This window comes from Hydrogenovibrio crunogenus, assembly GCF_004786015.1.
Lineage (GTDB): Bacteria > Pseudomonadota > Gammaproteobacteria > Thiomicrospirales > Thiomicrospiraceae > Hydrogenovibrio > Hydrogenovibrio crunogenus.
In genome coordinates this window covers 164,995-178,184 of sequence record NZ_CP032096.1, presented here as the reverse complement: position 1 = coordinate 178,184, position 13,190 = coordinate 164,995, and the positions used below count along the sequence as shown (strand labels likewise).

Below are 13,190 nucleotides of genomic sequence, written 5' to 3'. Positions count from 1 at the left end.
GCATGCATTACCAAGTGACCGACCAAGAAACCCATCTAGCTAAGAACCCTCACCATATATTCAACATCAACATCATCATTACACATTTATTTATATCGATGATCATCCTCGAAATTGGAAGCACTGTGACGTTACTGGTGATTCCTTTTTTATCAAGCCTGGTGCTTGCCTACATATACTTTCATGGTAAAAAGGTGCAGCAAAAAGGGTCTTGGTTTGTGTCTGCCCACTGGGCATTGGCTTGGCAGCGAAGTAAAACCCTGTTAATCAGCTATGGCATTGCCTTAGTCATGGTCTTGCTTTACGTATTGATTGACACGTTATTTCCCGGTGGCTTTTCCATGAATGACTTTTCCGCTGAAGGCACACAAACCAACCTCGGTGAAATCATCACCATTCGATTTGCCGCATTGGTCATCTTCCTAGCAGTGCTGATCACCTTTCTTCAAACCGGTATCTCTGTTTACGACGCAGGGAAAGGCATTATTGACCCTAAAATTGAAAAAGTCTTATCGCGTAATAGTGATTCTAACGCTGAAATAGGTGAAGGGGATGATGAGGTGCACCATAAAGGAAAAAAACAACTCAACTCAAAAGAAACGGACAACTCTGACGCATGAATTCAACACGCCCTGCAAAAAAAAGCTTTCCAACCTCTCTAGTTGTTCTTGCTTTAGCCATTGGTCTAACAATTATTTTCATCCTGATACCGCCTCACAGAGAGGAAGTAAAGGACCAGCTATTACCCTGGAATAGCCACTTTAATACACACAACCAACTGGAAGCATTAGGCTTGATTGTGAATCAAAGTACGCCGAATGATGCCAAAACCATTTTTGGCGATGATGTTGAAGTTAAGTTGTTCTCGCACAAGGATGAATCCAGCAAAACGGCTGAAGTATACTTCCCGTCCGTTCATATTGGCACCATTCGTGGCGCGATTGCATTATCGCTGGATGTTAATACAGACAAGTTAGAGGAAATTTACAGTCAAGGCATTCAGACAACTGTCACTCAGACCGGCAACCGCCAAGTGACCCCCAACACCGAAAACATTGAATTTCTATTACAGCGACCGATTAAGCAAGTAACATTACTTCCTAAGAAACACTTAACGGAAAGAGCCGTTAAAATGCGATTTGGTGCACCTCAGCGCATTGAAAAGCAATCTGATGGGCTTGACCACTGGTTTTACCCTGAAAAAGGTCTGGAGCTGATTATGGACCCAGAAGGACCCGAAGCGTTGCAATACTACCCACAAGTCAGAAAGTGAGTGAAAAGATCTAAGCGCTCTCTTTAAAGCGCTTCTTTTTTCCAATAGCCACTTTTGCCGCCTTTTTTCTCTAGCAATTGGACTTGGTTGATCGTCATTCCTTTATCAACCGCTTTACACATATCATACAATGTTAGAGCGGCAGTGGATGCGGCAGTCAGAGCTTCCATTTCCACGCCTGTTTGACCGACAAGCTTGCAGATTGCCACGATCTCAACACAGCTTTTTTCTTCATTAGGGACCAAATCCACTTTAACTGACGTCAACATTAAAGGGTGACACATTGGAATCAGGTCGGGCGTACGCTTAGCAGCCATGATTCCTGCAATGCGCGCCGTTGCCATGACATCTCCCTTCTTGTGTTTCCCTTCCACAATCATTTTTAATGTCTCTGGTAACATGGTTATGACAGCCATTGCACGAGCTTCTCGCTCTGTGTGAGATTTTTCGCTCACATCGACCATACGGGCCTGCCCTTTTTCATCTAAATGCGTTAACTTCTGTTTGTCTTGCATAATTATGCCCTGTCTTAAATCATATCGTTAAATGCGTAAAAGGCGACTTTGTCCCCTTTCGTAATCGTCGTGTCTTCCGGAATCACCGCAAAACCTTCCGCCCAAACTGCTGACGTTAACACACCGGACCCCTGATTCGGAAACAACTCTACGACTGTTTTGTTCTGAGTTTCATCCACTTTTAATTTAGCACGTGCGAACTCACGACGAAAGTTGGCTTTTGGCCAATCAAAATCGGCTTCAAGCCAAAGGGGGGTTATGCAAATCTCTTTAACGCCCTGCATGCGAAGTAGATAAGAACGTGCAAATAAATTGAATGTCGCAAAGGCGGAAACAGGATTGCCTGGCAAACCGATAAAGGGTGTACCTTCAATATCACCAAAAGCCAGGGGTTTACCGGGCTTCATTTTTACTTTCCACATATCCAGCTTGCCAAGTGATTCGATGGCTGGCTTGATATGGTCTTCTTCACCGACAGAAACTCCGCCAGTGGTCATCACCACATCGCCGACTTTTGCAGCTTGCTTCATCGCTTCGATGGTATCTTCCAAGGTATCTTTAACCCGTCCTAAATCAATCAGCTCAAACCCTAGTTGTGGAACGGCACCCGCTAACACATAGCGATTGGCATTATAAATTTTTCCTTTTTCAGGGCGGTCACCTGGTTCCAGCAATTCGTCACCTGTGGTAAAGGTGGCAATTTTCAATGGCTGATAAACACTCACCTCGCGAATGCCGATTGAAGCAATCAACCCTAAATCTTCTGCGCGTAAACGATGCCCTTTCTCAAAGACAACTCGCCCAACCTCAATGTCTTCTCCTATGTGACGAATATTTTGCCCAGGCCTGGTTGCTTTTGCCGTAATCTTAACCTTATCCCCTACCTGCTCAGTTTCTTCTTGCATAATGACCGCATTCGCTTCGGCAGGAATTGGCGCGCCTGTAAAAATTCTAGCGACGGTTCCCAACTCCAGTGATGCAGGTTCTGATCCTGCTGGAATACGCTGGCTGACATGAAACGTATCTTCATGTGTTAAGTCCAATAAATTAATGGCATACCCGTCCATTTGACTGTTGTCATGCGGGGGGACATTGACGTCTGAAACAACGGGTGAGGCTAAAACTTTGCCTAGCGCTTCTTGAATGGGCAAGATTTGAGTTTTCTGTGTTTTTTTAGCCTGACTGACTAAGTAGGATAAGGCTTCATCAAATGTTTTCATGGTTCAACTCTCAAAAAAAATCCCCGCGGGTGCGGGGAAATGTGACAGATAATAATCGTTAATTTATTTTAACCAGCGTGCTTCGGCTTCTTTATCCGTAACGCGCGCATCGACCCAACGGGTCTCCCCATTCGGAAAAGTTTCTTTCTTCCAAAAAGGGGCGTTGGTTTTTAAGTAATCCATAATAAAATGCGCCGCCTCAAAAGCAGCTTCTCTGTGCCGTGACGTGACGGCAACCAGTACAATTTGGTCGCAAGGTTGCATTTCACCAATCCGATGAATAATCAAACTGCTTTGCAACGGCCAACGTTCATGGGCTTCAAGGCGAATTGCCTCCAATGCTTTTTCAGTCATGCCAGGGTAATGTTCGAGCTCCAATACCGAAATATCATCGCCTTCATTAATATCCCGTACTGTCCCAACAAATGACACCACCGCACCAATGTCTTTATGGCCTGCTCTTAAAGTTTTAATTTCTGTGCTTAAATCAAAATCTTCTTTTTGCACCTTAACAAAGGGATATGAGCTCAATTGCTATCCTCCCGTGACAGGCGGGAAGAATGCAATTTCATCCCCTGGATTCAATGGTGTTTGGCGTGTTGCAACACTGTGGTTTACAGCAATCTGTAAGTTAGCATTATCTTTCAATGCTTGTTGCCAAGCTTCGCCACGGCTCGCTAAATCCTTGAGGACACACTCAACTGTTTTATAATTTTCTACGGGCAATTGCTCTTGCGCCTTCCCTAAAACTTCTCTAAAACTTGCAAAATATAAAATTTCTAACATTTTTTATCTCCAAAAATGTCTAAAAAGACAACTACTACCCTAATTAACCGCCTAAAGAAACCATTTGTCTAAATTCAATATTATGCACATTTTCATTAAAGAAATGCTTCTCCGGTTTCTTCAACATGGCATCGACAATCATTTGTTTCAGCGCTTCATCTGAAATGCCATCTCGTATTGGGGTTCTCAAATCCACGGAGTCCTCTTGACCCAAGCACAAGGCCAACACCCCTCTTGCCGTCAGCCTCACCCGGTTACAAGATTCACAGAAATGCTGTGAAACCGCTGATATCACACCAATTTTGGCGTCTGTTCCTTTAATATGAAAGTTTTTGGATGGACCATCATGGCTTTTACCGGTAGCTGGGATTAAATCCGTTCCGACATGCGCCCTCACTCTCGCCATAATTTTTTCCATTGGATAATGCTGATCCATCAAGCTGATGCCCGCTTCTCCAATCGGCATGGTTTCAATAAAACGTACTTCAACGCCTTTCTCGATGCCATAATCTACCATGGCTTCAATCTCGTCGTCGTTCGTTCCTTTCATGACTACCATGTTGAACTTTATAGGGTTCAATCCGGCTGACAACCCTGCATCAACCCCTGCCAATACTTTTTCAAGGTTCCCACCACGAGTAATTTTATTAAATTTCTCTGGCTGTAAAGAATCAATGGAGACATTGGCACGTGAAAGCCCGGCTTTCTTCAATGCCACCGCATGTTTATCCAAATGATGAGCATTAGTTGATAATGCTATTTCTTCCAATCCATCATAAGGCTGGATCTCTTCAATAAAGCCAGGCAAACCTTTGCGTACTAAAGGTTCACCTCCTGTGATACGAACTTTGGTCACCCCCAGTTCCACAAATGCCTTGATGATACGAGCCAATTCATCATAGTCTAAATACTCTGTATGACGCCCTTCTGGATGCGCTCCTTGTTCAGGCATACAATACCCGCATCGGTAGTTACACTTATCCGTGACTGAGACTCTTAAGTAATCAATTTTGCGATTGAAAGGATCTATTAATGCCATACCGTTATATCCATTTGGGAATAACGGTATATTCTACTTTTTTTAATTGTAAAAGCAAGCATCGTTTTAAACTTTTTATGGGATAAAACCCTTGAATATAAAGGGGTTATGACAAAATCAGAACATAAAAAAACCCGCACAAGGCGGGTTTTATTTTCATATTAAGACAAGCTTAATATTACATACCAGCGTGACCTACACCTGGTGGATCTTCATGCATACGTTGTGGAACGTTATACTGAGGTGTTCCATCTGGTAAACGACGCGCTTGAACGAAGTTGTTCACGTTTCCTTTACCATCACCAACCATCACATCAGGACAGTCTTTCATGCAACGCTCGTTATGAATAACCGGACGGTGATCACAGAAGAAGTTACCTTGGTTTTTCATGAACTTGTTTTGCTTCATCAGCAATTCAGAGTTATAGAAAGCATCGTCTTCTAGCTCAATTGGATCTCCATTTTCATCAAGACCAATTGGAATGTAGTTAGACTGCATGATGTAACCTGTCATCCCCATGTAACCTTTGTCACCGATGAATGGTGCATTAGGCGTCCAGAAAGGCATTGTACGACGAATGTAATCAAAGAACGTCACAGCATATGGCCAGTAGTTACCAACAGTTTTCATTGGTGCAGGATCACGGAAGTCAGAAGTAACAAGGTTTTCATCAACCGCTAATGGCAGATACCCTTTTGCCCCTTCACCAAACTCACCATGACACATTGCACAGAACTGTACATAAACACGTGCACCTTCTTCAACAGTCATCCCGACTGAAGGATCTGGTAAGCCTTTACCATCACCATCAACAGTGATATTCCACTTAGCTAATGCAGCTTCTGCGATTGGCGTACCAAAACCATTTGCAACGAAATCAGCATCGTTGTAGTAGTTTTTGTCAGCGCTCTCGTGAACTTCAACGAACGCCGCAGGAATTTTACATTGAGCATTACCATGGTTACCACCATCAATGCTGTCATCAACTTCAAAAGAATATGGATTAGCTGGATCCAATTTTCCTTCTAGACCAGCACGACCATGAGTGGCATCTTTTCCTAAAATTGCTTCAATCACTTTAGAATCAAGATATTTACCATCATTTTCTTTAATGATTTCAGCATAGTTAGAAGCATACTTACCATCAGATTCGCTTCCTGGCATTCCGCTCATTGCGAAAGCTGAACCAGTTGTCGCAAGTGCAAGACCTGCCGCTAGGATTGTTTTATTAGTACTGAACATTTTCAATCATACCTCCGTTTTTGCCGCCATCCCAAGCATGGATACGCCAAGTAACCATCGCAGTACGGTGGTAAACGTTGTTCGTACCTTCTAATTTACGCATTTGAGGCATAGGTGGCTGAACGTAACCAGTTTCATCAGTTACACGGCTCATCATAAAGGCTTCTGAGCCATCCCAATCCCACTCAACTTCAAAGCGAGTCCAAGCTTTATCTAGTACAGGTGAAGTGAAATGCGCTTCTTTCCAGTTTTTACCACCGTCAAAAGACACATCAACATGAGCCACTTTACCGCGACCAGACCATGCCAAACCACGTACAAAGTACTTACCAGGACCTTGCATTTTGAAGTCAGGAGATGGGTAAGTGATAACAGAGTTAGCTTCCATGTACCATGAGAAACGCTGTGCTGTTCCATCAGGCATCAATTCAGTGTACTTAGATGTTTCTTCACGGTGCTGCATAGGCACATCGTGTACATAGATACGACGTAGGTATTTAACCCACATGTTTGCTTCACAACCAGGAACAACTAAACGAATCGGATAACCTTGCTCACGACGTAGCGCTTCACCGTTTTGTGCGTAAGCAACAAAACAATCATCCATTGCTAGATCAACTGGAATTGAACGTGACATACCAGATGCATCTGCACCTTCTGGAAGGATCCACTTACCTTCAGGCTTGATACCTGCTTCTTTTAGAAGGTCAGATAAACGCACACCCGTGTATTCCACACAAGACATCATACCGTGTGTCCACTGAACAGAGTTCAACTGAACCCCCTTTCCACTCCATCGCACCATTCGCAGGACACTCAACAAAGTGAATTCGAGAAATTGATGGGAAGCGCTTTAGGTCGTCCATTGTGAAAATAAGAGGACGTTCAACCAAACCGTGGATAACTAAACGATGCTTATCTGGATCGATAGTTGGCACACCACCGTGGAAACGCTCAAAGTGAAGACCGTTAGGGGTAATGATACCGTGTAGGCTTTGTAATGGCGTCATGGTAATAGAAGCCATAGAGTCAGGCGTTAACCACTCTAATGTACGACGTTGCACTTCTTTCTCATACGGAGAAGGCATACCATAAGGATATTTACGAACACCAAACCCTAAAGATTTACGTGCTGCTTGCACATCTAGGACGTCTGTCATTTCTTCTTTTCCAGCATAAGGCGCAACCGCTTTAGCAGGATCATATTTAGCACCTTCTGCTGCTGATGCGGCTTTTGTAAAAAGAACCCCACCGGCAACAGCCGCGCTTCCTTTTAGGAAAGCACGACGGCCTTGGTTGCGACTTTCATCAGACTGAACTGCAACCTTTTCAACGATTTTATCTGTCATTTATTGCTCCTTGATTGGCATTTTTCTAAAAAACACCTCAGATTCAAGAGTTTAACTATTTAATAGTAGCTTATTTTTATTAACTCCACTGCACGAGCAGAGCTAAGCACAGTTTTGCTAACCTGTAATAATATGTTTTATGCGCCGTGACTTCAAGTTTTTGACACTTAAAAATTAGGATTTGCTGATATAATTTTTTTATGCCACTGTGATTAAATTCTATATTACTTAAAATTGCGGTAAGTTTTCACGACGACAAATTGGACCCGCTTTCGGGTTTTCAATATCTTCAGCTACCTGGCTTAAGAATTTCTGCACTTCTTCTATGGTTAAAACCGATAAGATTTTATTCATAATATGAGGGTGAACAGCCACCGTTGTATACTCACCGGATGCTAACTGAATTTGCACACCGCAAGCATCGGCCACTGCACCCGATTCATTCCCTTCAATTTGAGCTGCTTGTTCTCCAAATAACAACTCTCCATAAAGGTCTTCAATCTGCTCTGCCTGCGCATCGGATATTTGTCCTTTAATCATGACCTCAAAAGACACCTCTCCACTGCCTGACTCTTCTTGCTTTATTTCGGTATTAAGACCGAGCGCGTGGACCTGTTCACAAAATTTTTGGGCGACAGGTGCATCAAAAAATGTATATTCAAAGTTTTCTAACATCGTTATCCCTTTTAGTCGCGCTTAAATCGTCCTTTTCGGCCATCTCCGACCCATTCGACTTCGCTTTATTTTTTGGAGCGACAAGAGTATCATTCTTCCATCACAAACATCAGGAGCTCTTCATGATCGAACGCCAGTTTCCCATTACCCGTATGCGCCGCATGCGAAAAGATCCCTTTTCTCGTCGACTTATGCGCGAACATGTTTTAACGACGAATGATCTAATTTATCCGATGTTTGTCATAGAGGGACATAACCGTCGCGAGCCGGTTAAATCCATGCCGGACATTGAACGCTTGAGTATAGATCTATTGATTACTGAAGCTCAAGAACTTTTTGAACTTGGCATCCCAATGATTGCGCTTTTTCCAGTGCCAGATCCAGAAACCAAGTCTCTGGATGCAGCAGAAGCTTACAATCCGGATGGATTAGCTCAAAGAGCCGTTCGTGCCCTTAAGGAAGCCATTCCAGACATGGGCATTATGACGGACATTGCCCTAGATCCCTACACGACACATGGTCAAGACGGTATTATTGATGAAAATGGTTATGTCCTGAATGACGACACCATTGATGTACTCATGCAACAAGCCATATCACACGCTGAAGCTGGGGCAGATGTTGTAGCGCCATCAGACATGATGGATGGTCGAATCATAGAAATTCGTGAACATTTGGAAGAGCACGGTCATATCCATACCCGTATCATGGCTTACTCGGCGAAGTACGCTTCGTCGTATTATGGGCCATTCCGAGATGCAGTCGGTTCGGCGGGCAATTTAGGCGCTGGCAATAAACACACTTATCAAATGGACCCAACGAACAGCAACGAAGCATTGCACGAGGTCGCGATGGATATTAACGAAGGCGCAGACATGGTCATGGTCAAGCCCGGCCTGCCATATCTTGATATTGTTTATCGTGTGAAACAAGAATTCCAAGCCCCCACATTTGTCTACCATGTTAGTGGTGAATATGCCATGCTCAAAGCAGCCGCTTTAAATGGTTGGATCAACGAAAAAGACGTCGTTTTGGAGACCTTATTAAGCTGTAAACGTGCAGGGGCAGACGGCATCCTGACCTATTACGCCAAGGTCGTCGCGCAATGGTTAGCGGAAAAATAATGCCATGACAGATTTATACGCCGTAGTGGGCAACCCGATTGCCCATTCAAAGTCGCCTCTGATCCATCGTTTATTTGCCGAACAAACCGATCAGGATCTGGTTTATGAAGCGTTACTGATCGATACGGAAGACACCACCTTTCAGTTTGCTATTTCCGATCTGATTGCAAGAGGCTACAAAGGAATCAACATTACCGTCCCTTTTAAACTGGATGCGTTTGAATTGGCCGATGAGTTAAGCCCTCGTGCTGAGGTGGCACATGCCGTGAACACTTTCAGTTTTGAGGACGGTAAAATTTTTGGCGACAACACGGATGGCATTGGCTTAGTGACCGACATCGAAGAAAATGCCAATCGCCCATTTAAAGACCAAAAGGTTTTAATACTAGGAGCAGGCGGCGCTGTACAGGGTATTTTGCAGCCATTACTGGAAAAGCAACCAGGCCTGGTCCACATTGCCAATCGCACAGCCAAGCGAGCAGAAGTGCTTGGGAAACGATTCGAAACCCTCTCTCCAATTACCAGCAGCGACTGGGAGAGCATTCCTGACGAGACTTATGACATTATCATCAACGGCACTTCGGCCAGCTTGGAAGGCAAACTCCCTCCCATTAATTCGAATATTTTGGGACAGGACAGCCTCGTTTATGACATGATGTATGGCGCTGAGCCGACCGTTTTCATGCAATGGGCACAACAGCACCAACCTTCCTGCCAAACCAGAGATGGATTGGGAATGCTGGTTGGGCAAGCAGCCGAAGCTTTCTATATTTGGCGAGGCGTGCGTCCACAAACGCAGAGCGTGATTGATGAAGTGCGTCGCTTAATTCAAGCCTGAACCCATTGAAACTGATGGTGCAGAATACCTTAGTGTGCTGCACCTGCACAGTTCATATAGGGGCAGAATTCCACTTCCGACATCGGTCGAGCAAGCAAATAGCCTTGTAACACATCACAACCGATTTCAGTCAGTAAAGCTCTTTGAGCTTCGGTTTCTACCCCTTCAGCTACCACGGTCAAATCCATAATATGCGCCATCTGAATAATCTCTGCCACCAATGCTTTTTCTTGTTCATTATCTGCCATATTTTGCACAAACGACTTATCCACCTTCAAGATATCAATACACCCTTCTCGCAAAACAGCAAAGGCCGAATACCCGGTACCAAAATCATCCAGCGCAATACTCACACCCAAGGCCCGTAATTCACTGAGCACATTGATTGCATATTCATTCCCGCCAATAAACAACGACTCGGTCACTTCAATTTTTAATAATTTAGCGGGTAACTCGTATTGTTCCAACAATGATTTCACTTTTTGGACAAACCCAATTTCTGATAATTGATATGGCGAGGCATTCACTGAAAAATACACATCCTTATAAGGACAAAATTCAGATAATTTTTTTGCCGTGATAATAGCCTGTTCTAGAATGGTTTCACCTAGCTTCCCAATCAAATTAATGTCTTCTGCAATGGAAATAAACTCCTCTGGAGAAACCCAACCGAGCTCTTCATCATGCCACCTAGCGAGACATTCTACACCGACCAGGTCTCCCGTCTGGGTCGAAAACATCGGCTGATAAAAAGGCACAATTTTTTTCTCTTCCACCGCCGTGCGTATCCGGTTTTCAATCACGAGTAAACGTTGGTGGTAGTGATCCACTTGCCCCGAATAGCGTAGACAATAAACGCCTTGGCGCTGTTTTGCCATATGCATGGCTACATCGGCAAATCGCAATAGACTCTCAACATCCTGACCATCTTCCGGTGCGTACACCCAACCAAAGCTGGCCGAGATATGCAGATTTAACCCATTTAAATGCATCGGATGCTCCACCACTTTTAAAAAGTCGCGAATCATTTGTTCCACATCCTGCTCCACACGGATTCCAGGAATGATAAACACAAATTCATCACCACCGAATCTTGAAAGCATCGCGCCTTGCGGCAACACCAGCTCAAACCGATCTTTGATTTTCTGCAACATCAAATCACCGACCGAGTGCCCTAGAGAATCGTTGATGGTTTTAAAGCGGTCCAAGTCCATCATAATCAACACAAACGGATAAGTCGCATCGAGCATTCTTTGTGCTTCATAGCTCAAATTTCGGCGGTTAGGCAAACCGGTCAACGCATCTTTTAAAGCCAATTCTTTCATGGCTTCCGTTTGACTGACCTGATCGGTAATGTCGGTATTGGTGGAACTGACGGCAATCAATTTATCTTTTTCATAAATTGGGCGGGACACATGACGGATCCAAATCAACCCTTTATGTTTGGTGGTTAAACGGACATCAATAGGGTCAGGTGAATGGCCTTCGGCAATGCTCCGTTCATACGCCAGCCACTTTGGGAAGTCATCTTCATATACCAGGTCCGAAAATAAGTTTGGCATACTGTAAAAAGTGGAAACATCATAACCCGTTAGCTTTAAGACAGAAGGAGAGATAAAACGATAACTTCGATCAAGATTTTGAAAATAAGATACTTCTTCAGCCATTTCAACAATGGAAGAGAACTCCATTTGTTTCGCTTCAATGCGATCTCGGAGGATTCGGTATTTCGCAACCAAGAAGCCAACCAGCAAGCCTACGACACTAGGCACAATTAAAAGCTTGGGCGCAAAATTTTCATAAACCAAAAAGAACTGAATATTCGCCAACCCAATAACCAATAACCAAGCACCGAACATATAGCTTAAATAAACCTGCCAATGACACTTCGGCGTTTTAAATAGTTGAGTCACGTTCTTCAATCGCATTCTGTTTTAAATCTCTTCAACCGATTGTTGAAAATCGTTTTTCAGTTTAACGTAATGCTCAGCCGAATATTTAAAGAAGGCCTTCTCGTCATCCGTTAACGGTCTTAATTGCTTCACAGGAGACCCAACATATAAATAGCCTGATTCCAGGACTTTTCCAGCAGGCACTAGACTGTTCGCCCCCACCAAGACATGCTTTTGCACAACAGCATTATCCAATACGACAGATCCCATCCCAATAAGACATTCATCTTCAATCACACAGCCGTGAAGCACCACATTGTGACCAATCGTGACATCCGCACCCACAATGCACTGCGATCCCTTGGTCATAGGAGAGTCGTGGGTTGTATGACAAACAGTGCCATCCTGAATATTACTGCGGGCACCGATTTTAATCGCGTTTACATCCCCTCTTAGCGTGGCATTTGGCCAAACGCCGACATCTTCTGCTAATTGACATTGACCAATGACGACAGCAGAAGAATCCACCCAAGCCGTTTTTTCGATTTCCGGCGTAAAGTCTTTATAACGACGAATCGACATTCTTTTTAACCCCTTATTGCGCTAATTTGTGCAGTTAAGCATGTTACGCATTAGTTCTCATTAAAATAATACTATACCTTTTTTGTCGGACTTTAAAACCCTATCAACACATCAAATGACATTTGTTCAAACCTTCTACCGACCGACACCTTTAAAAATCCATGTAAAATCAAAGGGTTTTTACCAGCTAACTTTCATCATCCCCTTTGTTATAACGTTTTTTTATCCCTGCGCTTATTTTTTGATTTGTGAATTCTTGTCAAGAATTACTATGATGATACTAAAAGCACTCAAGACAATGATTAAGGAAACACCGTGACCACACATGTTAAAAATGAAAAACGCCAACACATTCGCATTCCCGCTAACCGCCCAGTGGTAATGGTCATCAACGATGCCAGTATCTTTGCCACCATGACAGATTTTTCAAAACATGGTATTGGCTTTATCACACAAGCCGATGTAACGCGAGGCGACACAGTTGAAGTGCACTTCGATATTTCATACAAAAAAGGGTTTCATGCTTTTCAGTTTAAAGCCACCGTCAAGCATTGTTTAAAGATAGAAGACAAACGCCATGTAGGCGTGCGTTTAAAAATTGATGAAAACCAATATACGGCTTTATTTGATGAGATTTATGCGGCCTGACGACTT

General features: G+C 43.6%; 16 protein-coding genes. 5 read left to right on the top strand and 11 right to left on the bottom strand.

Annotation, left to right across the window (positions count from 1 at the left end):
- The first annotated feature begins 2 nt into the window (after nucleotides 1-2).
- Nucleotides 3-620: a hypothetical protein gene (locus tag GHNINEIG_RS00765; RefSeq protein WP_135794887.1), complete on the top strand. Its 618-nt coding sequence runs from the start codon at nucleotides 3-5 to the stop codon at nucleotides 618-620.
- The gene (locus GHNINEIG_RS00760) at nucleotides 617-1,273 is read left to right on the top strand and encodes a hypothetical protein (RefSeq protein WP_135794886.1); all 657 of its coding nucleotides are present in this window, start codon (nucleotides 617-619) and stop codon (nucleotides 1,271-1,273) included. Before GHNINEIG_RS00765 ends, GHNINEIG_RS00760 begins: the two co-directional genes overlap by 4 nt.
- 23 nt (nucleotides 1,274-1,296) lie before the next feature.
- On the opposite strand, the gene moaC is transcribed toward GHNINEIG_RS00760, so the two are convergent.
- From moaC to GHNINEIG_RS00720, 9 genes are all read right to left on the bottom strand, one after another.
- Nucleotides 1,297-1,788: a cyclic pyranopterin monophosphate synthase MoaC gene (moaC, locus tag GHNINEIG_RS00755; protein ID WP_135794885.1), complete on the bottom strand. Its 492-nt coding sequence runs from the start codon at nucleotides 1,786-1,788 to the stop codon at nucleotides 1,297-1,299.
- 14 nt (nucleotides 1,789-1,802) lie between these two features.
- The gene (locus tag GHNINEIG_RS00750; protein ID WP_135794884.1) at nucleotides 1,803-3,008 is read right to left on the bottom strand and encodes a molybdopterin molybdotransferase MoeA; all 1,206 of its coding nucleotides are present in this window, start codon (nucleotides 3,006-3,008) and stop codon (nucleotides 1,803-1,805) included.
- Between the two features lie 63 nt (nucleotides 3,009-3,071).
- On the bottom strand, nucleotides 3,072-3,539 hold the full coding sequence (gene moaE, locus GHNINEIG_RS00745; RefSeq protein ID WP_135794883.1) for a molybdopterin synthase catalytic subunit MoaE: 468 nt from the start codon (nucleotides 3,537-3,539) through the stop codon (nucleotides 3,072-3,074).
- A gap of 3 nt (nucleotides 3,540-3,542) precedes the next feature.
- Nucleotides 3,543-3,794, bottom strand: a complete 252-nt coding sequence (moaD, locus tag GHNINEIG_RS00740; protein ID WP_135794882.1) for a molybdopterin converting factor subunit 1 — start codon at nucleotides 3,792-3,794, stop codon at nucleotides 3,543-3,545.
- 43 nt (nucleotides 3,795-3,837) lie between these two features.
- Nucleotides 3,838-4,833 (bottom strand): GTP 3',8-cyclase MoaA, encoded by a 996-nt coding sequence (moaA, locus tag GHNINEIG_RS00735; RefSeq protein WP_135794881.1) that lies wholly within the window; start codon nucleotides 4,831-4,833, stop codon nucleotides 3,838-3,840.
- 178 nt (nucleotides 4,834-5,011) lie between these two features.
- Nucleotides 5,012-6,076: a c-type cytochrome gene (locus tag GHNINEIG_RS00730; protein WP_135794880.1), complete on the bottom strand. Its 1,065-nt coding sequence runs from the start codon at nucleotides 6,074-6,076 to the stop codon at nucleotides 5,012-5,014.
- Nucleotides 6,063-6,851: a molybdopterin-dependent oxidoreductase gene (locus GHNINEIG_RS11790; RefSeq protein ID WP_262982066.1), complete on the bottom strand. Its 789-nt coding sequence runs from the start codon at nucleotides 6,849-6,851 to the stop codon at nucleotides 6,063-6,065. Before GHNINEIG_RS11790 ends, GHNINEIG_RS00730 begins: the two co-directional genes overlap by 14 nt.
- Nucleotides 6,784-7,425 (bottom strand): molybdopterin-dependent oxidoreductase, encoded by a 642-nt coding sequence (locus GHNINEIG_RS11785; protein WP_262982065.1) that lies wholly within the window; start codon nucleotides 7,423-7,425, stop codon nucleotides 6,784-6,786. The genes GHNINEIG_RS11790 and GHNINEIG_RS11785 overlap by 68 nt, the downstream gene beginning before the upstream one ends.
- A 228-nt stretch (nucleotides 7,426-7,653) precedes the next feature.
- Nucleotides 7,654-8,100, bottom strand: coding sequence for a hypothetical protein (locus tag GHNINEIG_RS00720; protein WP_135794879.1), 447 nt, complete (start codon nucleotides 8,098-8,100; stop codon nucleotides 7,654-7,656).
- Between the two features lie 122 nt (nucleotides 8,101-8,222).
- Between GHNINEIG_RS00720 and hemB the strand changes: the two genes are divergently transcribed.
- Both hemB and aroE read left to right on the top strand, forming a co-directional pair.
- Complete coding sequence (gene hemB / locus GHNINEIG_RS00715; RefSeq protein WP_135794878.1) at nucleotides 8,223-9,224, top strand: porphobilinogen synthase; 1,002 nt, start codon at nucleotides 8,223-8,225, stop codon at nucleotides 9,222-9,224.
- Between the two features lie 4 nt (nucleotides 9,225-9,228).
- Entirely contained in the window at nucleotides 9,229-10,062 is an 834-nt protein-coding gene (aroE, locus tag GHNINEIG_RS00710; RefSeq protein WP_135794877.1) for a shikimate dehydrogenase, read from the top strand.
- Nucleotides 10,063-10,091: 29 nt separating this feature from the next.
- Here aroE and GHNINEIG_RS00705 read toward each other — a convergent pair whose 3' ends face one another.
- Both GHNINEIG_RS00705 and GHNINEIG_RS00700 read right to left on the bottom strand, forming a co-directional pair.
- Nucleotides 10,092-11,990: a putative bifunctional diguanylate cyclase/phosphodiesterase gene (locus GHNINEIG_RS00705; protein ID WP_135794876.1), complete on the bottom strand. Its 1,899-nt coding sequence runs from the start codon at nucleotides 11,988-11,990 to the stop codon at nucleotides 10,092-10,094.
- 6 nt (nucleotides 11,991-11,996) lie between these two features.
- Nucleotides 11,997-12,536 (bottom strand): gamma carbonic anhydrase family protein, encoded by a 540-nt coding sequence (locus GHNINEIG_RS00700; protein WP_135794875.1) that lies wholly within the window; start codon nucleotides 12,534-12,536, stop codon nucleotides 11,997-11,999.
- Between the two features lie 315 nt (nucleotides 12,537-12,851).
- On the opposite strand from GHNINEIG_RS00700, the gene GHNINEIG_RS00695 reads away from it, so the two are divergent.
- Nucleotides 12,852-13,184: a PilZ domain-containing protein gene (locus GHNINEIG_RS00695; protein WP_135794874.1), complete on the top strand. Its 333-nt coding sequence runs from the start codon at nucleotides 12,852-12,854 to the stop codon at nucleotides 13,182-13,184.
- The last annotated feature ends 6 nt before the right edge of the window (nucleotides 13,185-13,190 follow it).